The 23,733-nt window shown below is 67.0% G+C and carries 17 protein-coding genes; 4 read left to right on the top strand and 13 right to left on the bottom strand.

Annotation, left to right across the window (positions count from 1 at the left end):
* Entirely contained in the window at positions 1–888 is an 888-nt protein-coding gene (locus ACO6D5_RS05865; RefSeq protein WP_485824861.1) for a LysR family transcriptional regulator, read from the bottom strand.
* A 225-nt stretch (positions 889–1,113) separates the two neighbouring features.
* Here ACO6D5_RS05865 and ACO6D5_RS05860 point away from each other — a divergent pair, with 225 nt between their 5' ends.
* Positions 1,114–2,454 (top strand): MFS transporter, encoded by a 1,341-nt coding sequence (locus tag ACO6D5_RS05860; RefSeq protein WP_485824860.1) that lies wholly within the window; start codon positions 1,114–1,116, stop codon positions 2,452–2,454.
* 52 nt (positions 2,455–2,506) lie between these two features.
* Here ACO6D5_RS05860 and ACO6D5_RS05855 read toward each other — a convergent pair whose 3' ends face one another.
* The 11 genes from ACO6D5_RS05855 to ACO6D5_RS05805 form a co-directional block, all read right to left on the bottom strand.
* Positions 2,507–2,629 (bottom strand): putative transporter small subunit, encoded by a 123-nt coding sequence (locus ACO6D5_RS05855; RefSeq protein ID WP_485824859.1) that lies wholly within the window; start codon positions 2,627–2,629, stop codon positions 2,507–2,509.
* A 27-nt stretch (positions 2,630–2,656) separates the two neighbouring features.
* Positions 2,657–4,351 (bottom strand): sodium:solute symporter family protein, encoded by a 1,695-nt coding sequence (locus ACO6D5_RS05850; RefSeq protein ID WP_485824858.1) that lies wholly within the window; start codon positions 4,349–4,351, stop codon positions 2,657–2,659.
* 580 nt (positions 4,352–4,931) lie between these two features.
* Complete coding sequence (prpF, locus tag ACO6D5_RS05845) at positions 4,932–6,116, bottom strand: 2-methylaconitate cis-trans isomerase PrpF (protein ID WP_485824857.1); 1,185 nt, start codon at positions 6,114–6,116, stop codon at positions 4,932–4,934.
* Between the two features lie 48 nt (positions 6,117–6,164).
* Positions 6,165–8,777, bottom strand: coding sequence for a Fe/S-dependent 2-methylisocitrate dehydratase AcnD (acnD, locus tag ACO6D5_RS05840; protein ID WP_485824864.1), 2,613 nt, complete (start codon positions 8,775–8,777; stop codon positions 6,165–6,167).
* The gene (locus ACO6D5_RS05835) at positions 8,777–9,487 is read right to left on the bottom strand and encodes a GntR family transcriptional regulator (protein ID WP_183014529.1); all 711 of its coding nucleotides are present in this window, start codon (positions 9,485–9,487) and stop codon (positions 8,777–8,779) included. The genes acnD and ACO6D5_RS05835 overlap by 1 nt, the downstream gene beginning before the upstream one ends.
* A gap of 139 nt (positions 9,488–9,626) precedes the next feature.
* Positions 9,627–11,429: an NAD(P)/FAD-dependent oxidoreductase gene (locus ACO6D5_RS05830; RefSeq protein WP_485824856.1), complete on the bottom strand. Its 1,803-nt coding sequence runs from the start codon at positions 11,427–11,429 to the stop codon at positions 9,627–9,629.
* A gap of 211 nt (positions 11,430–11,640) precedes the next feature.
* Positions 11,641–13,533, bottom strand: coding sequence for a sigma 54-interacting transcriptional regulator (locus ACO6D5_RS05825; protein WP_315526088.1), 1,893 nt, complete (start codon positions 13,531–13,533; stop codon positions 11,641–11,643).
* A gap of 79 nt (positions 13,534–13,612) precedes the next feature.
* Positions 13,613–14,467, bottom strand: a complete 855-nt coding sequence (locus ACO6D5_RS05820; protein WP_315526090.1) for a PA3715 family protein — start codon at positions 14,465–14,467, stop codon at positions 13,613–13,615.
* Positions 14,468–14,554: 87 nt separating this feature from the next.
* Positions 14,555–15,526: a Bug family tripartite tricarboxylate transporter substrate binding protein gene (locus ACO6D5_RS05815; protein WP_485824855.1), complete on the bottom strand. Its 972-nt coding sequence runs from the start codon at positions 15,524–15,526 to the stop codon at positions 14,555–14,557.
* A gap of 50 nt (positions 15,527–15,576) precedes the next feature.
* Positions 15,577–16,362, bottom strand: coding sequence for an alpha/beta fold hydrolase (locus ACO6D5_RS05810; protein WP_485824854.1), 786 nt, complete (start codon positions 16,360–16,362; stop codon positions 15,577–15,579).
* Positions 16,359–16,952 carry an amino acid synthesis family protein gene (locus ACO6D5_RS05805; protein WP_315526099.1) on the bottom strand — a complete coding sequence of 198 codons (594 nt, stop codon included), beginning with the start codon at positions 16,950–16,952 and terminating at the stop codon, positions 16,359–16,361. Before ACO6D5_RS05805 ends, ACO6D5_RS05810 begins: the two co-directional genes overlap by 4 nt.
* 122 nt (positions 16,953–17,074) lie before the next feature.
* Between ACO6D5_RS05805 and ACO6D5_RS05800 the strand changes: the two genes are divergently transcribed.
* On the top strand, positions 17,075–17,983 hold the full coding sequence (locus ACO6D5_RS05800) for a LysR family transcriptional regulator (RefSeq protein ID WP_485824853.1): 909 nt from the start codon (positions 17,075–17,077) through the stop codon (positions 17,981–17,983).
* A 29-nt stretch (positions 17,984–18,012) separates the two neighbouring features.
* Here ACO6D5_RS05800 and ACO6D5_RS05795 read toward each other — a convergent pair whose 3' ends face one another.
* Positions 18,013–18,918, bottom strand: a complete 906-nt coding sequence (locus tag ACO6D5_RS05795) for a LysR substrate-binding domain-containing protein (RefSeq protein WP_315526105.1) — start codon at positions 18,916–18,918, stop codon at positions 18,013–18,015.
* Positions 18,919–19,023: 105 nt separating this feature from the next.
* On the opposite strand from ACO6D5_RS05795, the gene ACO6D5_RS05790 reads away from it, so the two are divergent.
* Both ACO6D5_RS05790 and ACO6D5_RS05785 read left to right on the top strand, forming a co-directional pair.
* Positions 19,024–22,569, top strand: a complete 3,546-nt coding sequence (locus ACO6D5_RS05790; RefSeq protein ID WP_485824852.1) for an indolepyruvate ferredoxin oxidoreductase family protein — start codon at positions 19,024–19,026, stop codon at positions 22,567–22,569.
* 296 nt (positions 22,570–22,865) lie between these two features.
* Positions 22,866–23,732 carry an N-acyl homoserine lactonase family protein gene (locus tag ACO6D5_RS05785; protein WP_485824851.1) on the top strand — a complete coding sequence of 289 codons (867 nt, stop codon included), beginning with the start codon at positions 22,866–22,868 and terminating at the stop codon, positions 23,730–23,732.
* The last annotated feature ends 1 nt before the right edge of the window (position 23,733 follow it).

Below are 23,733 nucleotides of genomic sequence, written 5' to 3'. Positions count from 1 at the left end.
TCAGCGGACGGCGTCCAGCACGCATCCGCGCAGCCAGCGATGGGCGGCGTCGCCGTCCATGCGTGGATGCCACAGCATCGACACCGTGAACGCCGGCATCGTGAAGGGCAACGGGAAGGTGTGCATGCCTGCCCGCAAGTTGCCCGTATGGCGTTCGGGCACGGTGGCGATCAGGTCGGATCCGCGCGCCAGCGCCAGCGCGGTGGAAAAGCCGCCTGCAATGGTGGCGATGTGGCGTTCCCGGCCGTGCGAGGCCAGCGCGTCGTCGACCGGCCCTTTCTCCAGGTTGCGTCGCGAGACGAGGATGTGGCGGGCGGATGCATAGCGGGCAAGCGTGACCTTGCCTTGGCTGAGCGGATGTCCGGCACGCATCACGCCGACGAAGCGATCCTGGAACAGTGCCCGGGTGCGCAGCTCGGGGCTGGCCGTGTCGCCGACGATGCCGGTGTCCAGATCCACGGCGCCTTCGCGTAGCGGCGCGCTCTCCTTATCCGTTTTCTGCACGAAGCGCAGTCGCACGCCAGGCGCTTCGGCGCCGACACGCGCCAGCAGGCCCGGCCCGACATTCTCCGCAAAGCCGTCGCTTGTGCGCAGCGTGAAGGTGCGCGCCAGCTGCTTGAGGTCCAGCTGCGCCGCAGGGCGCAGCACCGCTTCCACATCTTGCACCAGCACGGGAACCCGGCCGCGCAATTCCAGCGCCCGCGGCGTGGGTACCAGGCCGCGTCCGGCACGCACCAGCAGCGGATCGCCCGTGGCCTCGCGCAGGCGCGCCAGCGCCCGGCTCATGGCGGACGGGCTGAGCCGCAAGCGGCGGGCGGCGCGCGCGACGCTGCCCTCGGCCAGCAGGACGTCCAGGGTGATCAGCAGGTTCAGGTCGGGGGTGGACATGCCGCAACCGTAGCACGGCGAGCGCGCCCTGGTGGATTTTGATAGGGCGTTTGGTGCAGGTATTCAATGCAAATGCTGCGCCTTCCGCCAGATGCCGGGCGCGCCTAGGATGGGTGCAGGGCGTCATGTCGATGTCCCAATCCGCTCGCAGGCCATATCGTGCATCCCTCCGCCCATTCGATTTCCCCTTCTCGCCCCGCTTTGCCTCTGATGGCGTGCTTGGCCGTGTCGATGCTGTTGCCCGCATTGGGCACCAGCATCGCCAACGTCGCGCTTCCAACCTTGGCGAAGGCGTTCGACGCGCCGTTCCAGGCGGTGCAATGGATCGTGCTGGCCTATCTGCTTGCCATCACGACGTTGGTCGTCAGTGTGGGTCGGTTAGGGGATCTGGTCGGCCGGCGCAGGCTGATGCTGGCCGGAATCATGCTGTTCACGGCAGGGTCGGCGCTGTGTGGCGCGACGCCATGGCTGGCAGGCTTGATCGCTGCGCGTGCCGTGCAGGGGCTGGGGGCCGCCATCATGATGGCATTGACGATGGCGTTCGCCAGCGACGTCGTATCCAAGGAGAAGACCGGCAGCGTGATGGGTTTGCTGGGCACGATGACGGCGATAGGCACTGCCTTGGGGCCTACCTTGGGGGGCGGGCTGATCGCCGTTGCCGGATGGCAGTCGCTGTTTCTGCTCAATGTGCCATTGGGCTTGCTTGCGCTTTCGCTGGCGTGGCGTTATCTGCCGCCGGACCAGAAGGCGGGGAAGGCCGGCTTCGACCTGCAAGGGGCGCTGGCGCTGGCCATGGCCGTTGCCGCATATGCGTTGGCGATGACGGGGAGCGGCGGCGGGTTCGGCGTGATGAATGCACTGCTGCTGGGGTTTGCGCTGGTGGCTGGGGCCATGTTCCTGCGGCGGCAGGCCACGGCGGCATCGCCGCTGATACGGTTGGACCTTTTTCGCCAGCGGGTGCTGAGCGCGGGCGTGGCAACGAATGCGCTGGTCGCGACCGTGATGATGACAACGTTGGTGGTCGGCCCGTTCTATCTCGCCGGGGCATTGGGGTTGAGCCCGGCACGGGTGGGCCTTGCGATGTCTTGCGGGCCGCTCGTGGCCGCGCTGGCGGGCGTTCCGGCCGGGCGCTGCGTGGATGCCTATGGCGCGCAGCGCACGATGCTCGTGGGCCTGATGGCGATGATCGCGGGCACTGCGCTGTTGTCGTTGGCGTTCCGGAAGGCCGGCATTGCCGGCTACGTGGCGCCGCTATCGGTGCTGACGGCGGGCTATGCGCTGTTCCAGGCGGCCAACAACAGCGCCGTCATGGCCGGCGTTGGGTCGACGCAGCGCGGGGCGGTTGCGGGTGTGCTCAATCTGTCGCGCAACCTTGGGCTGATCACCGGCGCGTCCCTGATGGGAGCCGTGTTCGCTTTTGGGGCGGGGGCAGACGACCTGGGTGCCGCGCCGCCCGCCGCGTTGGCGGCAGGCATGGGCTGGACGTACCGCGTGGCGGCGGCGTTGCTGGGTGTGGCGTGGGTTGTGGCCGCGGCGGCGGGCAGGCGCCGGCAAGCGGCCGCATAGGGCGTCCCCGCCCGCAGGGGCGACCTGTCGTTCAGGCGCGCCCCAAGCCTGCTCAAATCATGGAATGCCCGCTCTTCCTGGCTGCGTGGATGTCCTTGCACAGCGTTACGCACAAGAGCGCGAGGATGGCGGCCGATAGCGCGGGCCAGATCAGAAAATAAATGGTCAACCACATGTCGATCTCCTGGTTTGAATGGGGGGATCAGCGTCCCGCGGTGTCAGCGGCAAGCTGGCCGGAGGGCGCGTCGTGCGCCATCGCGTCGTGTTCGCGGTGGAAGGACGTGACGCGGTCGGCCAACACGCTGAAATCGAACCGTTCGCGATTGCGCAGGCTCAGCGCCACGCAGACCGTCGCGCTGGCGCCGTAGGCGGTCAGCGAGGCCATCAGCACGATGTAGTCGCGCAGGCTGCCGATGAAGACGGGCAGCATGACCGCGACGCCGATCGTGCCAACGGTGATGGCGAGGGTGCGGCCCAGGAAGCCGAACGCCATCAGCCCCAGCACCACGCCGCCGCCGATGGCTGCGCAGATTTCGAAGAAGACCGCGATGGCGCCCGTAATGGGCAGCAATTCAAAGCGCACGATGGTGAACAGCACCACGGCGGACAGCACTGACGTGACGAAGGCGCGGTTGTTCACGCGGTCCCAGTAGAAGCTGGCGATGACGGGGAAGACGATGGCGCCCCACAGCGCGCCCACGAACACCAGCATGACCAGGATGTCCAGTCGCAGGCTGGCGAAGATCACGCCGATCATCGTGGCGATGATCATGGTGGCGCGGCCCCACCACAGCATGCGCCGCGGGTCCGGGCGTCCGGCGGCCAGGTTCTTGGCGTAAACGTCGGTCATGACGATGGCCGACAGCGCCGCCAGGTCGGAGTCGGCGGTGGAGGACAGCGAACCCACGACCAGCAGGAAGAAGAGCGCGATGCCGAACGGCGGCAGATAGGTGGATGCCATCTGCGGGATGATGTTGTTCATGTCGCCGTTGGCGGGCTCCAGCCCGACGAACAGCGCCAGCAGCCCCAGCATGCCCAGGCCGATCACGACGGCGCCGTAGCCGACCGTGGCGGTCAGGAAGGTGGGCTTGATCAGGTCTTCACGCACGGCGAACAGGCGCTGCGCAATAGTCTGGTTGCCGATGGCGTACGCCAGCACGGCGACGAAGTACGGCGCGCCTTGCTCCAGGATGGCCTTGGTGGAATAGAAGTCGGCCTGGTCGCTGTTCAAGCGCCACATGTTCGCCTGCAGCATGTCGGGGCCGCCCGCGTTGAAGAAGATCAGCGGGATGATGATGACCGCGGCGATGATCATCGCCGCCAGCTGCGCGAAGTCGGTCATCACCGACGTGCGAAAGCCCGACCACAGGGTGTAGGACAGCACGCCCAGCCCGGCGATCAGCACGCCCTGGATGAACGTAAGCGGACTGAGGATCGAGACCAGCGCGCCGGCGGCCGTGAAGTTCACCATCAGGCTGATGCAGCTGCCCACGATGTTAGACACTGCCATGATCATCTGGCTGGACGTGCCATGGCGCGCGTGGATGACTTCGGCCAGCGTATGGGCCTTGGGCGCCAATTGCCGGAAGCGCTTGCCGAAGGGATAGATGAAGAGAATCATCAACGCGCCCCAGAACCCGTAATGCAGCGGGCCCGACAAGCCGTACTTGTAGCCGGACGTGGCGCTGGCGTAGAAGGAGGCGGCCCAGATCCAGGTGGCGATCATGCTGGCGGTCGACAGGCCGAAGCCGACGGCGTTGTTCGACACCATGAAGCCGTCGACGTTCTCGTTTTTTTCGCCGATGAGGAGCGACATCAGGAAGGTCGCTCCGTAGAAGCCGGCCAGCAACAGGATGGCGGTGGTCGCCGATAGCTGGAAGAAAACTGTCTCTTGCATCTTGTGGGTCCTTACTCCTCGACAGCCTGGTCGCGGCCTGCCGGCCGGGGCTGCGTGAGTGCCGTTTCCGCGGAGTGCGATGGGCGGCAAGCTTTCCCATGGCGCGGGCGAAACACCAATGGACCGCGAGCTTGTCGTTTTTGTTTCGAGCGCGCGATCGCGTGCCTGTCCAGCCGGGCAAGGGGTGGCAGCCCGGGACGGACAAACACAAGACACACCGTATTGGTGCCTTGCTGCGGCATGGGGCCGGGGCGTCGCGGACACGAATGCCGTTGACGCGGGTGCGGCTCAATGCGGTGAGCAATGGTCCTGCTGGGTAAGCAGGTTTTTGTTCCGCAACCGCCGGCTTTCGGCCCGGCGGCTGGGTGGTGGTGTTTCGGCGCTGACGCCGGGCCGCTGTGCGCGGCCATGTGACGGGTGCCCTCGATGACGGAGCATCGGCGGGGTCCGGTGATGAATTACAACATCTGTTAAGTATAGGGGTAGACGGGGACAGCGTCTACCCTTGAAGCCATAAAAGCCGGGGTAAAAATGTAAATTGCGAGCCTTTGCTCGCGGCCTGCAATCTACGGATGCCGGATCAGAAGCCTTCCTTGGGCACGTGGACGCGGCCTTCCATCAGCACGCGCGCGCTGCGGCTCATGATGGCCTTGGTGACCTTCCATTCGCCGTCCACCCGCTTGGCCTGGGCGCCTACGCGCAACGTGCCGGAGGGGTGGCCGAAGTTGACATTGTCGCGCTCGGTACCGCCGGCGGCCAGGTTCACCAGCGTGCCAGGCACTGCTGCGGCGGTGCCGATGGCGACGGACGCCGTGCCCATCATCGCGTGGTGCAGCTTGCCCATGGACAGCGCGCGCACCAGCACATCGATGTCGCCTGCAGCGATCTGCTTGCCGCTGGACGACACGTAGGCCTTGGGGCGCGCCACGAAAGCGACCTTGGGCGTGTGCTGGCGGCTGGCGGCGTCTTCCAGCTTGTCGATCAGGCCCATGCGCAGCGCGCCATGCGCGCGGATGGTCTCGAAGCGCGCCAGCGCGGCGGCGTCGCCATTGATGTCGTCCTGCAGTTCCGTGCCGGTGTAGCCCAGGGCTTCGGCGTCCAGGAAAATGGTGGGGATGCCCGAGTTGATCATCGTGGCCTTGAACGTGCCCACGCCGGGCACGTCCAGGTCGTCGACCAGGTTTCCGGTGGGGAACATCGACCCGCCGTCGCCGTCTTCGGCGGGGTCCATGAACTCCAGCCGCAGTTCGGCGGCGGGGAAGGTCACGCCGTCCAGTTCGAAGTCGCCGGTCTCTTGCACCGCGCCATCGGTCATCGGGACGTGGGCGATGATGGTCTTCTTGATGTTGGCCTGCCAGATGCGCACGACGGCGATGCCGTTGGCGGGCACGCGCGCCGGGTCGACCAGGCCGTTGGTGATGGCGAACGGGCCGACGGCGGCGGACAGGTTGCCGCAGTTGCCGCTCCAGTCCACGAAGGGCTGGTCGATGGAGACCTGGCCGAACAGGTAGTCCACATCATGGTCCGGCTGGGTGCTCTTGCCAACGATGACGGTCTTGCTGGTGCTGGACGTGGCGGCGCCCATGCCGTCGATCTGTTTGCCGTACGGGTCGGGGCTGCCGATCACGCGCATCAGCAGGGCGTCGCGCGCCGCGCCGGGAACCCGCGCGGATTCCGGCAGGTCATCCAGCTTGAAGAAAACGCCTTTGCTGGTGCCGCCACGCATGTAGGTGGCGGCAATCTTGGTCTGGGGAGCATGGGCCATGGGATCGTCCTGATGTCTTGGTGCGGTGTCGGTGTATGGGGCGGCGTGTCAGCCGGCCTTCTTGCTGGTGGCGGATTCGGCTTCCAGGAAGTCTTGCGCAAAGCGTTGCAGCACGCCGCCGGCTTCGTAGATGGACACTTCTTCCGCGGTGTCCAGGCGGCAGGTCACGGGCACCTGCACCGTTTCACCGCTGCGGCGATGGATCACCAGCGTCAGGTCGGCGCGCGGTTCGCGCTCGCCGATGACGTCATAGCTTTCCGTGCCGTCCAGCGCCAGCGTCTTGCGGTTCACGCCGGGCTTGAATTCCAGCGGCAGCACGCCCATGCCGATCAGGTTGGTGCGGTGGATGCGTTCGAAGCCTTCGGCCACGATGGCTTCCACGCCGGCCAGGCGCACACCCTTGGCGGCCCAGTCGCGCGACGAGCCCTGGCCGTAGTCGGCGCCGGCCACGATGATCAGCGGCTGCTTGCGGTCCATATAGGTTTCGATGGCTTCCCACATGCGCATGACCCGGCCTTCCGGTTCCACGCGCGCCAGCGACCCCTGCTTCACAGTGCCGTCGTCGTTGGCCACCATCTCGTTGAAGAGCTTTGGGTTGGCGAAGGTGGCGCGTTGCGCGGTCAGGTGGTCGCCGCGGTGGGTCGCGTACGAGTTGAAATCTTCTTCGGGCAGGCCCATCTTGTCCAGGTATTCGCCGGCCGCGCTGTCCAGCATGATGGCGTTGGACGGCGACAGGTGGTCTGTCGTGATGTTGTCGCCCAGCACCGCCAGCGGCAGCATGCCGCGCAGCGTGCGAGCGCCTGCCAATGCGCCTTCCCAGTACGGCGGGCGGCGGATGTAGGTGCTTTGCGGGCGCCAGGCGTACAGCGGGCTGACGCCGGCCTTGCGGTCGTCCTGGATGCCGAACATCGGCGCGTAGACCTTGCGGAACTGTTCGGGCTTCACGGATGCCTTGACCACGGCGTCGATTTCCTCGTCGGTGGGCCAGATGTCCTTCAGGCGGATCTCGCGGCCATCGGCGCCGGTGCCCAGCACATCGCGTTCGATGTCGAAGCGGATCGTGCCGGCGATGGCGTAGGCCACGACCAACGGGGGCGAGGCCAGGAAGGCCTGCTTGGCGTAGGGGTGGATGCGCCCATCGAAATTGCGGTTGCCGGACAGCACGGCGGTGGCATAGAGGTCGCGGTCGATGATTTCCTGCTGGATCACGGGGTCCAGCGCGCCAGACATGCCGTTGCACGTGGTACAGGCGAAGGCGACGACGCCGAAGCCCAGCTTTTCCAGGTCTTCCGTCAGGCCGGCTTCATCCAGGTACAGCTGCACGGCCTTCGATCCGGGGGCCAGCGAACTCTTCACCCAGGGTTTGCGCGCCAGGCCGGCGCGGTTGGCGTTGCGCGCCAACAGGCCGGCGGCGATCACGTTGCGCGGGTTGCTGGTGTTGGTGCAGCTGGTGATGGCGGCGATGATGACGGCGCCGTCAGGCATCAGGCCGGGTTCGTTTTCCACGACGCCCGAGATGCCGCGCGCGGCCAGGTCGGACACCGGCAGGCGGCGGTGCGGGTTCGACGGGCCGGCCAGCGTGCGCACCACGGTGGACAGGTCGAAGCGCAGCACGCGTTCGTATTCGGCGGTCTTCAAGCTGTCGGACCACAGGCCCGCCGTCTTGGCGTAGGTTTCCACCAGCGCGATCTGCTCGTCTTCGCGGCCGGTCAGGCGCAGGTAGTCGATGGTCTGCTGGTCGATCGAGAACATCGCGGCGGTGGCGCCGTACTCCGGCGCCATGTTCGAAATGGTGGCGCGGTCGCCCAGCGTCAGGCTGGCGGCGCCTTCGCCGTAGAACTCCAGATAGGCGCCCACGACCTTTTCCTTCCGCAGGAATTCGGTCAGCGTCAGCACCACGTCCGTGGCGGTGATGCCGGGCTGCGCGCGGCCGGTGAGTTCCACGCCGATGATGTCGGGCAGGCGCATCCAGGACGCGCGCCCCAGCATGACGTTTTCAGCTTCGAGGCCGCCCACGCCGATGGCGATGACGCCCAGCGCGTCCACATGCGGGGTGTGGCTGTCGGTGCCGACCAGCGTGTCGGGGAACGCCACGCCGTCCTGCGTGTAGATCACGGGCGACATCCGCTCCAGGTTGATCTGGTGCATGATGCCGTTGCCCGGAGGCACGACTTCGATATTGCGGAAGGCCTGCTTGGTCCAGTCGATGAAATGGAAGCGGTCTTCGTTGCGGCGGTCTTCCACCGCACGGTTCTTGGCGAAGGCGTCGGGGTCGTTGCCGTCGAATTCCACGGCCAGCGAGTGGTCCACGATCAACTGCACCGGCACGACCGGATTCACCTTGGCGGGGTCGCCGCCTTTTTCCGCAATGGCGTCGCGCAGGCCCGCCAGGTCGACCAGCGCGGTCTGGCCCAGGATGTCATGACAGACCACGCGTGCCGGAAACCACGGGAAGTCCAGGTCGCGGCGGCGTTCGATCAGTTGCTTTAGCGCGTCGGTCAGCATGGCCGGGTCGCAGCGGCGGACCAGGTTTTCCGCCAGCACGCGCGAGGTGTAGGGCAGGCCGGCGTAGGCGCCGGGCGCGATGGCTTCAACCGCGGCGCGCGCGTCGAAATAGTCCAGGCGGGTGCCGGGCAGGGTCTTGCGGTACGAGTGGTTCATCATGCCTCCGTGCGCCGCAGGTTGCTCTGGGCGATCTGTTGTTCGATGTTGATACGGGATACGCGGATATGCCGGCGCATCAGGATTTCAGCCAGCTCGCCGTCGCGGTCGGCGATGGCGTCAAGAATGCGATGGTGTTCGGCATAGGCCTGCCGCGGGCGGTTGGGCGTCGTCGAATACTGGATGCGGTACATGCGCGCCAACTGGTAGAGCTCGTCGCACAGCATGCGGAACAGCATCTGGTTGCCGCTGCCCTTGACGATGCGGTAGTGGAAGTCGTAATCGCCTTCCTGCTGGTAGTAGCCCAGGCCGGCCTGGAAGGCGGCGTCGCGTTCGTGGGCTTCCAGCACGCCGCGCAGTTCGGCGATTTCGGCGGGCGGCATGCGCTCGGCGGCCAGGCGGCAGGCCATGCCTTCCAGCGACTCCCGGATCTCGTAGAGTTCGGACAGCTCTTGCTGCGACAGCGACACGACGCGCGCGCCGGCATGCGGCACGCGCACCAGCAGCTTCTGGCCTTCCAGCCGATGCAGGGCTTCGCGCAGCGGGCCCCGGCTGACGCCATGCTGGCGTGCCAGTTCGGGCTCGGAAATCTTGCTGCCCGGGGCGATCTCGCCTTTGACGATGGCGGCCTGGATCTTCTTGAAAATGTGATCCGACAACGTTTCGCCATCGCCTGGCGGGGTGCCCGGCAAGGTCAGCACTTTGCTCATGGTGTCAACAATCTATCCGGATTAAGGGGAAATATTCGGAATAAGGCGCTGTCTGGCGCCAGATTGTCAACAATTTACCTTGTGCCGCCCATGGGCGCAAGCGGCCGGGCGGCCACTTGCGCCGTGTCCGGCGGGCGGGCTATCGCTGGTGGTGCACCTCCTGCACGCCATAGACCTGCACGGGCAGGCCCACCTGCCGCGCCTTCAGTTGCAGGGACAGGTACTGGGAATAGTGCCGGGACTGGTGCAGGTTGCCGCCGTGGAACCACAGCCCTTCCTGCTGCGTGGGCTTCCACATGTTGCGCTGCTCCCCTTCCCAGGGGCCGGGATCCTTGGTGGTGTCCGAGCCCAGGCCCCAGCATTTGCCCACCTTGTCGGCGACCTCCGGGCTGATCAGGTCGGCCGCCCAGCCGTTCATCGAACCGTAGCCGGTGGCATAGACCACCAGGTCGGCGGGCAACGTGACGCCGTTCTTCAGCACAACGGCTTCGCGCGCCAAGTGGCTGACGTCGGTGCCGGACTGCAGCTTGATGCTGCCGTCGATGATGAGGTCGCAGGCGCCCACGTCGATGTAATAGCCGGATCCGCGGCGCAGGTATTTCATGAAAAGGCCCGAGCCGTCGTCGCCCCAGTCCAGCATGAAGCCCGCCTTCTCAAGCTTGGCGTAGAACTCGGCGTCGCGCTCGCGCATCTGGTCGTAAAGCGGGATCTGGAACTGCGCCATGATCTTGTAGGGCAGGGATGCGAACGTCAGGTCCGCCTTGCGGGTCGTCATGCCGTTGGCCAGCGCCTGTTCGGAATACAGGCCGCCCAGGCCGATGTCCATCAGCGTGTCCGACCGGACGATGTGGGTGGACGAACGCTGCACCATCGTCACGTTGGCGCCGCCTTCCCAGAGGGCGGCGCAGATGTCGTGGGCCGAATTGTTGGCGCCGATGACCACCACGTTCTTGCCCCGGTAGGCGTCAGGCCCCGGGTGTTGCGACGAGTGTTGCTGCTCGCCCTGGAATTCGTCCTGGCCTGGAAAGCGCGGAATGTTCGGCTTGCCCGACATGCCGGTGGCCAGCACCAGTTGCTTGGGCCGCAGCACCACGGGCTTGCCCTCGCGCAGCACGGTGACCTCCCATTCCTTTTTCTGTTCGTCGTAGCGGGCCGACTGGCAGACGCTGGAGGTCCAGTAGTTCAGTTCCATCACCTTGGTGTACATCTCCAGCCAGTCGCCGACCTTGTCCTTCGGCGCGAAGACGGGCCAGTTGTCGGGGAAGGGGATGTAGGGCAGGTGGTCGTACCAGACCGGGTCGTGCAGGCATAGCGACTTGTAGCGCTTTCTCCAGCTGTCGCCCGCGCGCTCGTTCTTTTCGATGATGATGGTGGGCACGTCCAACTGGCGCAACCGCGCGCCCAGGGCGATGCCGCCTTGTCCGCCGCCGATGATGAGCACGTAGGGCTGCGCCTTGTAGCCCAGTTCGGCCGCTTCCTGCTCGCGCTTTTCCAGCCAGGTCTGGCGTTCGCGTTGGTGGCCGTGTTCGGCGCCCTTGGGGCGGCGTGTGCCGCTGGGTTCTTCATGCCCCTTGAGTTCGGACATGGTGGTGAGCAAGGTCCAGATCTTGCCGTCCTTCACCCGGATGTGGCCATAGCCGCGCGCCAGGTTGGTGTCGATGTGCAGCCAGCCCTGCAACAGGCCGCCCTCGTCGGTCACGGCTTCGCGGTCGTCGCGGGTGAAGCGCACGGGTTCGACCTGCGGCAGCTGTTGCGCGAGCATGTTGCGGATCTGCTCGGGGCCTTCCAGCGTGCGCAGGTTCCAACTGAACAGCACCAGGTCGCGCCAATAGCTGTCTTCCTGGAACAGCTGGGCGACGCCATCGATGTGCTTGTTGCCCAGTGCGGTGTTCAGGCGTTCTAGCACCGCGTCCAGGGCGGCGTCGGCGTGGTCGTTCGGCATGTCTTGTCTCCTTGCCCATGGCGGGCTTCGTCGTAGTGTTCCGGTGGCGGCCCCGGCCTGTGCCGGCCGGTGGGCGTCATGGATCAACACGCAATTGCCGTGCCAACTCGCAAATCGGCGGGCGAGGCCCGTGGCCGCTGGGCGCCATGGGGGCGGCGGCCTGTCACGACTGTGGCGTGCGCCACACCTGTGGCAGCGCAGTGTGGCGGCGCTATCGCCTCGGTGTCAGTCCGTAGCGGCGCATCTGGCGATGCACGGTGGAACGGTCGACGCCCATCCGCCTGGCGGCTTCCGAGACGTTGCCCGCGCAACTGGCCAGCGTGGACCGCAACGCGGCCTCTTCGGCCGTGGTGGCTTGGCCCGCGGGCGCCAGGGTGTCGGGCAGATCCTGGGGGGCGATCACGCCATGCTCGGACAATGCCGCCGCCACGGCGATCACATTGGCCAATTCGCGGATATTGCCGGGCCATGTGTGCGCCTTCAGCGCCAGCAACGCCGCGGGCGACAGCACGGGGGCGCCGGATTCGTCCTGGTGCCGCGCCAGTATCCGGTTGATCAGCCAGTCCAGGTCCTGCCGCTCGCGCAGCGGCGGCACGGTCAGGGTGGCTGCGTTGATGCGGTAGTACAGGTCTTCGCGGAACCGGCCTTCGCGCACCAGCGCGCCCAGGTCGCGGTGCGAGGCCGACACCAAGGTCAGCCGCAGGGCGCGCGGCGCGTTGGCGCCGATGGGAGTGACTTCAGACTCCGCCAGCACGCGCAGCAAGCGGCTCTGCAGGTTCAGCGGCATGTCGCCGATCTCGTCCAGGAACAGCGTGCCGCCGTCGGATTCCTCGATCAGGCCCTTGCGGCCCTTGGGCGCGGCCCCGGTGTAGGCGCCCGGCACGTAGCCGAACAATTCGCTTTCGATCAGCGATTCAGGGATGGCCGCGCAGTTCACCGCCACGAAGCGGCCGGGCCGGCGGCTGTCTTCATGAATGGCACGCGCCAGGTATTCCTTGCCGACGCCGGTTTCGCCTTGCAGCAGAATGGGCAAGCCCTGGCGGGCCAGCTTGGCGGCTCGGGTCTGCAGCGCTTCCATTCTGGCATCGCCGCCGTCCAGGCCGCGCAACGCGGATGGCGTAGCGCGCACGGCAACGGTGGCGCCGCGCGCGTGCCGGTTGGGCTCGATGGCGTGCGCGAACAGCGCATTGCCGTCGCGCGCGACGATCAGGCGGTCCTGCGGCGCATGGCCGCGGGTGAATTGGGGCAGGTCGTCCAACTGCACCTCGAAGAAGCGCGTGACCGATTGGCCGATCAGGTTGGCCGGATTGCGCCAGTCCAGCCCGGCGGCGCGGGCCAGCAGCTTGGCGCCGGAATGCGTCATGCCCAGGATGCGGCCGGCGCCGTCCAGCGAGATCGCGGCCTCGGGATCCACGTCCAGGAACTCCGGCGAACGTGCAAAGCGCAGCACCCATTCGTTGCGCGTGCGCGCCATCAGGTTGGCCAGTTCGATGCGGCGCGTGGTGCTGTTGACCAGGTGCAGCGCCAGGTTCTGGCTGGCCTTCAGGCTGGGTGAACTCAAGAGCGAGATATCCAGCACGGCCGCCAGCTCACCATCGGCGTTGTAGATGGGTGCGGCGGTGCAGGACAGCGGCGTGTGCGTGTTGTCGAAGTGGTCGGTCTGGTGGATGGTCAGCGCTTCGCCCGTTTCCAGGCAAGCGCCTACGGCGCAGGTGCCGGCGCGCGGCTCCGACCATTCCGACCCCAGGTACAGGCCCGCTTTGCGCAGCTTGTCGGTCTGTAAAGGATCACCCAGAAATTCCACGGTGACGCCCTGGCGGTCGGCCAGCAGCAGCACGTAGTTCTGGCCCGCCACTTGCTTGAATAGATGATCCAGCCCGCTGCGCGCAATGTTGATCAGCGCTTCGGATTGCTGGCGGTGTTCGCGCAGCCGGCCGTCGGGCACGATGTAGGCTTCGCACGCTTGCGCAGGATCCAGGCGGTATTGGTCCAGGCAGCGCAGCCAACTGCGCACCACATGCGCGTCGCGCTGCGTGGGGCGGCCCTGGCCTACCTGTTCGATCTCGCGGATATGGGCGGAATGCAGGGATTCCTGACTAGGCATGTCGTCTCCATGGTGCGCCCGATCTACGCCGGATCAGCTTGGCAGCATGCACAGAGACGGACCCGCTTGTAAATGGTGGTTATCCAGCGGTCTCGCTGTCTATCGAACGCAAGCCCTTGGGAATCCGATAACGCGTGCCGTCGAAGCGCAATGTGTGGCGCGTCTTGCCCTGGCTGACGGTTTTCTCCTCGCAGCCGCCTTGCTGCACTGCGGCACGGCTGGACGAGTGCGATGCCGTGGCAATCACGTCGCGGTAGCCCTTGGTTTGCGCCGTGCCGATTGCCAGGCTCACCGCAAGTTCCGTGAATTTTCCCGCGCAGCTGGTGTCCCATTGGCCGGACGAGTGGTTGACGATCAGGCCGTCAAGCACCAGGCGCAATGCGTTGTCTTCCACGGTGAAGAGCCGCAAGCTGGTTTCGTCCATGGGGTTGGCGCGCGAGGCGCCTTCGCGTTCGATGCGGATACCAAACGCTCGGCGGTCGGCCGTGATGTCGTAGCGCGCCGTGTCGAACGACAGGCTGGCAATGCGCAAGGCATCGTCCGACATCAGATCCACCAGCGTGCGGCGCTGCCGCACTTGCAGCGTCTGGCGGTCCAGCACCAGCACTTCAAGATCGCCTTCGTGGCCGTTTTCGGGGTCGGGCGTGTCTTGCATCAACGGCACCGCCACCAGCAGCAAGTCCGGGTTGGCCGGCCAGGCCTTGCAGGCCACCGCGAAGGGCGCGCCGACGTCCGCGTCGGACAGCGTCACGATGGCGTGGCCTTGCTTTAAGCGGATGCGGCCTTCGCGGTCGGGCTTGTCCTGGTTTTGATACACGCTGCGCACGATATCGGCCGCCTCGGGGCAAGGGCCGCTTGCGGCGTGCGCCACGCCACCCGTCAACAGGGCGGACAAGGTCAGGGCGCCGGTCAATAGGGAGAGGGGGCGGGGCATCGTAGGTGGGCAGGGACGGAGAAGACCGGATTCTAATCACGCCTTCCCACGGCGTCGCGCCGCTTCGCAACCGGCCGCTACAGATCGCTACAGGTCCACCCGCACCTTGCCCGCCTGGACCAGCCCGGCCACGTCGCGGATCTCGGCCAGCAGCGCCGCTTGCAGCTGCGCCGGCGTGCCGCCGGTGGGCTGGAAGCCCTGCTCGGCCAGCTTGACGCGGACGGCATCCGTTTGCAGCGCGCGGTTGATGCCCTGGTTCAGCGCGGCGATCGTTGCCTCTGGCGTGCCGGCGGCGCAATACGTGCCGAAACGAATCTGCGCGTCAAAACCCGCATAGCCGCTTTCGGCGACGGTGGGAATGTCCGGATACTTCGGCAGGCGTTCGGGGCTGGTCACCGCCAGCACGCGCAGGCGTCCGCCCTTCAGATAGGGCTCGACCGCGGCCACGGTCGCCACGACGAGCTGGATCTGCCCGCCCAGCAGGTCGGTCATCATCGGACCCGTGCCCCGGTACGGGACGTGCAGCATGTCGATGCCGCAGGCCGCTTGTAACAGCTCGGTGGCCAGATGCTGCGGCGTCGCGTTGCCGGGGGACCCGAAAGTCAGTCCCTTGGGTTCCCGTTTGGCCTGCGCCACCAGTTCCGCCATCGTCTTGGCCGGCAGGTCGCTATTGACGGCCACCATGTAAGGCGAGCGCGCGATCGGGCAGACGGGCGCCAACTGCGTGAGTACGTCTTCCGGCGGGCGGGCGTAGTAGCGCACCGACGGCACCAGCCCCGCGAACAGCAGCACGCTGCCGTCCTTGGCGCCGTTGGCGGTGTAGTCCGCGCCCAGCATGCCGCTGGCGCCGGGTTTGTTTTCGACGACGACGGACCGGTCCAGCGCGCCTTCCAGCGTGGCGGCGATGACGCGCCCCAGCACGTCCGTGCCGCCGCCCGGCGGGAATGGCACGATCACGCGCAAGGGCGCTTCGCGCGCGGCGGCAAGGCGGGTCAGGGATAGGGCGGCCGGCGCCGCTGCGGCAATGGCCAGGTGTTTCAGTACGGTTCTGCGGTGCATGGGTTTGTCTCCCTCTCCACCCCTTCCGGGGCGTTGGCCGATCGTCTCTGTCAGGCGGACGATTCAGCGGTTGTCGGCAGTAAAAAGGCTTGCAGCGCCGCAGCCACCACGGCCGGAGCTTCCACCGGCAGCATATGCCGTTGGCCGGCCACGACGCGGGCGCGGCCGTCGGGCAGCGCGCGTGCCAGGCCGCGCGTCATGCGGGCGGTGGATCCGACGTCTTCCTCGCCGGTCATGGCGAGCGCCGGGCAAGCGATATCGGGCGCGGCCTGCGCCAGGATCGGATCGCCCTGCGCGAACAGCCGGTATGCCGCCAGGAAATTCGCGCGGTCGTTGCGCACCAGGCGCCGGCCGATGGCCGCTACCCGCTCGGGGCGCGCGGCCTGGAAGCCGGGCGTGAACCAGCGCTGCAGCGAGATCTCGGCGGCGGCCTCCACGTCCTGGGTCGCGGCGGCGGCCAGACGGGCCGTCACGGCGCGGACTTCTTCCGGCGTCCGTTGGAATACCGTGCTCAGCAACACCAGGCGGCTCACGCGCCGCGGCCGGGCGGCCGCATAGGCTCCTGCAATCAAGCCGCCCATGGAATAGCCCAGCACGTTGGCTTGGGGCCAGGCGGCCTGATCCAGTTCGGCGTCCAACTGCGCGACGAAGTCGTGCACGTGGGCCTCGCCCGAGATGCCGGGCGCCGCGCCATGGCCCAGCAGGTCATAGCGCAGCACATCGAAATCCGCTTCCAGCAGCGGGGCCAGGTCATCCCATAGCGTGTGGTCCAGGCCGACGCCGTGCAACAGCACCAGCGGCGCGCCCTGGCCGGAACGGCGGCGCGGCGGGCTCATTTCGATTGCGCCTCTTGCGCCAGTTCCTGCAGATCGGAATAGCGGTTGCCGATGCGGTGGTGCGGCCGGCCCGAGGTGGCGGCGCCCAATGCGATGACGATCTCGTCCGGGGCCGGAGCGTCATTGATGTTGGTCTGCACGGTCAGGTAGTGCGACCGCAGGCCTTCGTCGTGCTTGTGCATCAGCGGCACCGAAATCACGCAGCCCGGGCCGCCGCGCGTATTCGTAAAGCTGAGGTAGCTGGTGCCGCCCACGGCGTTGCGGTAGGCGTTGCCGAAGCGCAGCGTGTGGATCAGCGCCGACGCATGTTCGACTTCGCCGGCCGTGCCCACTACCGCGGCCTTGCCGTAGGCTTCGATCTGGTCGGCGGAGCCGGCCTGGCGCAGGATTTCTTCGACCAGCAGTTCGCCCAGCGGCGGCGCGGCTTCCAGGATCTGCGGGCGCAGGTCTTCCTGGAAGGGCAGGCCGGCCCAAGGGTTGCGGATCACGGCAGCCGCCACGATCATGATCAGCGGCCGCTCGGCCGCCTTGCCGCCTTCAATGCAGGTCTTCTCGACGTAACTGACAATTTTGCGCACTTGCAAAGCCATTCCATTGCTCCAATGCATACGTGATGAACGATGGATGCATTGTTGAAGCGGGCATGGAATTTTGACAATCCAAATTAACGTAAGTTAATTTCGGAAAACCTGAATTTGATTGGCCAGCCGTCATGCCCCAGCCCTTGAAGATCCAACACTTGCGCCAGTTCCTGCTGGCAGCCGACCACGGCAGCTTCCGGTTGGCGGCCGAGGGTACGCACCGTTCTCAGGCGGCGGTGTCGGCCGCCATGCAGGACCTGGAGCAGCAACTGGGCGCGCCGCTGTTCGAAGCCGGCAAGCGCGCGCAACTGACGCCGTTGGGCCACGCCGTGGCGCCGTTGCTGCGCGAATTGCTTGCCACGCATGACCGCGTGCTGGATGCCGCGCGCCAGTTGGGGCAGGGCCATACCGGGCCGGTGTCGTTGGCGGTGATGCCGTCGCTGGCGGATGAATGGCTGCCAAAGCTGCTGGAACGCTATGCGCGCAGCCACCCGGGCATCCGTATCCGCGCGGTGGATGAGTCGTCGCAGGATGTGCACCGGCTGGTGCTGACGGGCGAAGTGCAGGTGGGCGTGGCCGGGCAGGTGCCGCGCACGGCCGAAGTGGCATTCACGCCCGTTGCGCGCGACGCCTTCGGGCTGGTGTGCCGCAAGGGGCATCCCTTGGCGCGCCGGCGCGGGCCCGTGCCCTGGTCGGCGCTGGACGCCGAGCGGCTGATTGGAAACGCCACGTTCGACACCTTGAGGAACCGGCAGTTGGGCGGGGGTATCGACGACCCGGCGATGGTGGTGTCCAACCGCGCGTCGCTGCTGGCCAGCGTGGTCAGCGGGCTCGGGGTGACGGTGTTGCCCGTGCTGGCGCGGCCGTCCGTCGGATCAGGCCTGGCCTTTGTGCCGTTGGCCGAACCGACGGTGCAACGCATCGTCGGCGTGCTGACGCGCAAGGAGGAAACCTTGCTCCCATCGGTGGCGGCCATGCACGCGCTGGCGCTGCAGTCGCTGGCGCAGTTCACGCGCCGCAAGGGGGCCGTGCTGGTTTAGCCGGGGTTTGGCCGTCCCAGGCTTTGCGTCTACACGCCGCAGGCCACCATCATGAATTGCCGGAACGCGTCGGCGGGCTTGGCCAGCGTGGCCCGCGGATGCCAGAGCAGCCCCGCCTCCATGGGCGGGACGGCATCGGTGATCGGCACCGCCTCAATCTTGCGGCCCTCCAGCGACCAGGGGCGATAGACCATGTCCGACAGCATGGTGACGCCGAAGCCATGCGCGACCAGTCCGCGCAGCGCCTCCATGGACCGCGTGCGCAGCGCGATGTCGGGCTGCAGGCCGTGGGTGCGCCAATAGCCTAGCGTCGAGCGCTCGCCTTCATCCACTTCCAGCAGGATGTAGGGATAGCGGGCGATGTCGGCCAACGACGGCGCGGAGGCCGACAGCAGCGGATGGCCCGACGCCGTCCAGAGTTGCCGGCGCGAGCGCACCAGCACTTGGTGACCGAAGCGGTCGCGCTTTTCCACGTTGGACAGCAGCGCCACGCCCAGTTCCACGTCGCCACTGGCCACCGCCGCTTCGATCTCCGGGCGGTCCAGGTCCACCAGGTCCAGCACCACCTCGGGATAGCGCCGGCGAAAGCGCGCCAGCAGGTCGGGCAGGAAATAGCCCAGCACCGTATAGGACGCCGCGATCCGCACCGTGCCGCGCAACGCGTAGCGTTGGAAGCCGGGTTCGCGTATGGCGTCGTCCAGCGAATCCAGGATGTCCTGCGTGCGCCGATGGAAGTTGTGGCCTTCCGGGGTCAGGGTGACGCCATGCGGATGGCGGTCGAACAGGCGCACGCCCAGCTGCGCTTCCAGCGCCAGCACGGCATTGGTGACGGCGGACTGCGAGACATGCTCGTCGGCCGCCGCCATCGAAAACCGGCCCGTGCGGGCGGCCGCCGCGAAGTAGCGCAACTGCCTCAGGGTGACGTCGTTTGCCATCTGATTTTCGAATACCTGCTACCTGAAACTATGAATATACGATAACGGGCGGCGTTCCTACACTGCGGAAAACACTCAAATCCGCACCCAGCAGGAGACAAACGCGTGAACGCCCCACTACCCCCTGGCGTGGCCGATACCCATGGCCTGACGCTCGACGACAAGTACACCCAGACGACCGGACGCATCTACCTGAGCGGCACCCAGGCGCTTGTCCGCTTGCCGCTGTTGCAGAAGCTGCGCGACCAGCAGGCGGGCCTGAACACGGCCGGGTATGTCTCGGGCTATCGAGGTTCGCCGCTGGGCGGCCTGGATCAGGCGCTGTGGAAGGCCAAGAAGCACCTGAAGTCGCACGACGTGGTGTTTCAGCCCGGCGTGAACGAAGACCTGGCCGCGACGGCCGTGTGGGGCACGCAGCAGCTGAACCTGTTCCCGGGGGCCACGCGCGATGGCGTGTTCGGCATGTGGTACGGCAAGGGACCAGGCGTGGACCGGTCGGTGGATGTGCTCAAGCACGCCAACTCCGCGGGTTCATCCGCCCACGGCGGCGTGCTGATGCTGGCGGGCGATGACCACGCGGCAAAGTCCTCGTCCGTGGCCCACCAGTCCGAACACGTGCTGATCGCCAGCGGCATCCCGGTGCTGTACCCATCCAACGTGCAGGAGTATCTGGACTACGGGCTGCACGGCTGGGCCATGAGCCGCTACACCGGCTTGTGGGTGGCGATGAAGTGCGTGACGGATGTGGTGGAGTCCAGCGCCTCGGTCGACGTGGACCCGGCGCGCGTGCAGATCGTGCTGCCTGAGGACGCGCTGCCCGACGGCGGGCTGAACATCCGCTGGCCGGATTCGCCGCTGGCGCAAGAGGCGCGGCTGTTGGACCACAAGTGGTATGCCGCGCTGGCCTATGTGCGCGCGAACAAGCTCAACCGCGTGGTGCTGGATTCACCCCGCGCGAACTTCGGCATCATGACGGCGGGCAAGGCCTATCTGGACGTGCGGCAGGCGCTGAACGACCTGGGGCTGGACGAGGCCGCCTGTGCCGAAGCCGGCATCCGGGTGATGAAGGTCGGCTGTATCTGGCCGCTGGACGCCCAAGGCGCGCGGGACTTCGCGACGGGCCTGAAAGAGATCCTGGTCGTCGAGGAAAAGCGCCAGATCCTGGAATACGCGCTGAAGGAAGAGCTCTACAACTGGCGCGACGACGTGCGTCCCCGCGTGTACGGCAAGTTCGACGAGCGCGAGCATGGTGGCGGCGAATGGTCCACGCCGCGTGGCGGCTGGTTGTTGCCGGCGCGCTACGAACTGTCGCCCGCGCTGATCGCGCGCGCCATCGCCGCGCGGCTGGACAAGGCAGGCCTGTCCGACGCGTTGCGGGCCCGCATCGCCGCGCGCCTGGCCGTGATCGACGCCAAGGAACGCGAGGCCGCGAGGCCCACGCTGGTCGAAGAGCGCAAGCCCTGGTTCTGTTCAGGCTGCCCGCACAATACCTCCACCCGCGTACCGGAAGGATCGCGCGCGGTGGCCGGTATCGGCTGCCATTACATGGCCATGTGGATGAACCGCGATACCGACACCTTCAGCCAGATGGGGGGCGAGGGCGTGGCGTGGCTGGGGCAGAAGGACTTCACCCGCGAACGCCATATCTTCGCCAATCTGGGCGATGGCACCTATTTCCATTCGGGGCTGCTGGCGATCCGCGCGGCGGTCGCGGCGCGCGCATCGATCACTTACAAGATCCTCTACAACGACGCCGTCGCCATGACGGGCGGGCAGCCGGTGGACGGCGTGCTGACGGTGCCGCAGATCGCGGCGCAGATGCAGGCCGAAGGGGTCGTGAAAACCGTGGTGGTCACCGACGAGCCGGATAAATACACCGGTGCGGCGGCGCTGCCCGGCGCGATCGAGGTGCACCACCGCAAGGCGCTGGACGACGTGCAGCGCGCCCTGCGCGACATCGAAGGCACGACGGTGCTGATCTACGACCAGACCTGCGCGACGGAGAAGCGGCGTCGCCGCAAGCGCGGCGACTACCCCGATCCGCTGCGCCGGGCCTTCATCAACGACGCCGTGTGCGAAGGTTGCGGCGACTGCTCGGTCAAGTCGAACTGCTTGTCGGTCGAACCGCTGGACACGCCGCTGGGCACCAAGCGCCGCATCAACCAGTCGTCGTGCAATAAGGACTTTTCCTGCGTCGAAGGGTTCTGCCCCAGTTTCGTGACGGCCGAAGGCGCCGTGCTGCGCAAGCCGGCGCGGTCGGGCGCGGGCGAGCCGCCGTTGCCCGATGCGCCCTTGCCGGCGTCCGCATCCATCGCCGGGGGCGCCGCGTACCGCGTCGTGATCGCGGGCGTGGGCGGCACCGGCGTCGTGACGATCGGCGCCTTGCTGGGCGCGGCCGCCCATATCGAAGGCAAGGGCGTCACCGTGCTGGACATGGCGGGCCTGGCGCAAAAGGGCGGCGCCGTGCTCAGCCATGTGCAGCTGGCCAACCGGCCGGAAGACCTGCACGCCACCCGCGTGGCGCTGGGCGAGGCCGACCTGGTCATCGGCTGCGACGCGTTGGTGTCGGCCTCGCCCGAAGTGCTGTCGCGGTTGCGGCCTGATCATGGGCGCGCCGTGGTGAACAGCGCGGCGGCGCCGACGGCGGCATTCCTGTCGCAACCGGCCTGGCGCTTTCCCGGCGCGCAGGCGGAAGCGGCGGTCGCGGCAAGCACGGGCGGCAATTGCGACTTCATCGACGCGGGGCCGCTGGCTGAAGCCTTGCTGGGCGACACGATCTACGCCAACCCGCTGCTGTTGGGCTACGCATGGCAAAAGGGCGGCCTGCCGCTAAGCCGCGACAGCCTGCGACGCGCCATCGAGATCAATGGCGTCTCCGTGGACAAGAACCTGGCCGCGTTCGAGCTCGGCCGGCAGGCCGCGTACCGCGGCGTCGCGGCGCTGCGTCCGGCCAAGGCCGCGCAAGTGGTGGCGCTGCCGGAATCGCTGGACGGATTGGTACAACGGCTGGAGGCGCACGTCGGCGGGTATCAAGACGCCGCCTACGCGGCCCGTTTCCGCGCGGCGGTGGATGCGGTGCGCGCGCGGGAATCCGTCTTGCCAGAAGGACAACGCTACGAGGTGACGCGCGCCGTGGCGCGCAACCTGGCCAAATTGATGACCTACAAGGATGAGTACGAGGTGGCGCGCCTGTACGCCGACCCTGCGTTCAAGGCCAAGCTGCAAGCGCAGTTTGAAGGCGAGCCCGGGCGCGACTATCGCGTGCGCTACTACCTGGCGCCGCCGGCCTTCGCGCGCCGCGACGCGCAGGGCCGCTTGCAGAAACGCGCGTTCGGGGCGTGGATGGGCGTGGCGTTCCGCCTGCTGGCGCCCATGAAGCGGGTGCGCGGCACGTGGCTGGACGTGTTCGGCAAGACCGCCGAACGCCGCATGGAGCGCCAACTGGCCGCCGACTACCTGACGCTGGCCGTCGAGTTCTCGCAAACGTTGAACGCGGGCAACCGCGAGGCGGCGTTGGCGCTGGCCAATCTGCCGGATGCGATCCGCGGATATGGGCATGTGAAGGAGAAAAGCGTGGACCAGGCGCGAGCGCGCCAGGACGTGCTGCTGCAGCGCTACCGCCATCCGGAGCGGGATTCGCTGGCGGCGTAGGACCCGGGTTCGCGCGCCAAAGGACCGAGGGACCCTCTAAGGGTTCCTACCCCCTTTGGTGGCCGCGAAGCCCAGCTTAATAATTCCTTAATTGGCAGCCTATCGGCGCTGCGTCAGAGTGCGCAACAGAGTAAACGGCCGCCAGACGCCGACTCCGGTTGCGGGCCTTTCCGCAGCCTGCCGCAGACCCCGCACAGACAACCCTATCAATGACGGAACCCGGGACACACCGGGTTGCTTGCTATCGGCTGGCGCCATCAGGCGTCGGCTCCCCCTGTTGGTCCGAGGAGACAACAATGAGCAAGAGCTGGAAGGCGTTTGTGGGTGCAGCAGGTGCGGTGGCGGTCATGGCGGCGGGCGGTGCGCAGGCCGCCGATGCGCCGCCGGACATCAAGCTGATGCAGCTTTCGGTCGGCAAGATCGAGCTGGACAAGGGCTTCATGACCGCGATGGTGGATGTGGGCACGAAGATCAAGATCCCGGTGCCGGCCTATGTGATCCAGCACCCGCGCGGGCTGGTGCTCTTCGACACCGGCATGAACCAGGCCACCGCCGATGGCAACTGCGCCAACTATTGGGGGCAGGGCCTGTGCGGCGCCTTCAATTCCATCCAGGGGCGCGACGAAGTCGTGGACCGTCAGTTGAAGGCCGCGGGCTTTGACGTCAGCGACGTGAAATACGTCGTCTACTCGCACTTCCACCTGGACCACGCCGGCAACATCAAGATGTTCCCCAAGGCCAAGCACGTCGTGCAGAAGGCGGAATTGCGCGCCGCCTGGTGGCCCGAAAAATTCCAGCGCGCCGCCTATGTGATGAAGGACTTCGACACCACGCGCGACTACGACTTCATCCAGGTGGAAGGCGACTTCGACCTGTTCGGCGACGGCACCATCGTGCTGCTGGACACCAAGGGGCACACGCAGGGCCATCAGTCCCTGCAGGTGAAGCTGAAGAACACGGGCACGGTGCTGCTGGCGGCGGACGCCATCTACACGGGCGAGAACGAAGCGGGGGTGATTCCCGGCATCACGTGGAACACGGCGGCGTCCATGCAGGCCATCGACCGCTTGAAGCAGATCCGCGATGCGCGCCAGGGCCAGCTCTGGTACAGCCACGACGCGGAGCAGCACGCGCAGAACGCCAAGACGAAAGTCTTCGACTGAC

The organism is Achromobacter sp. (genome assembly GCF_057314935.1).
The sequence above is the reverse complement of the archived record's forward strand: the minus strand, read 5'-3'. Positions and strand labels throughout refer to the sequence as shown.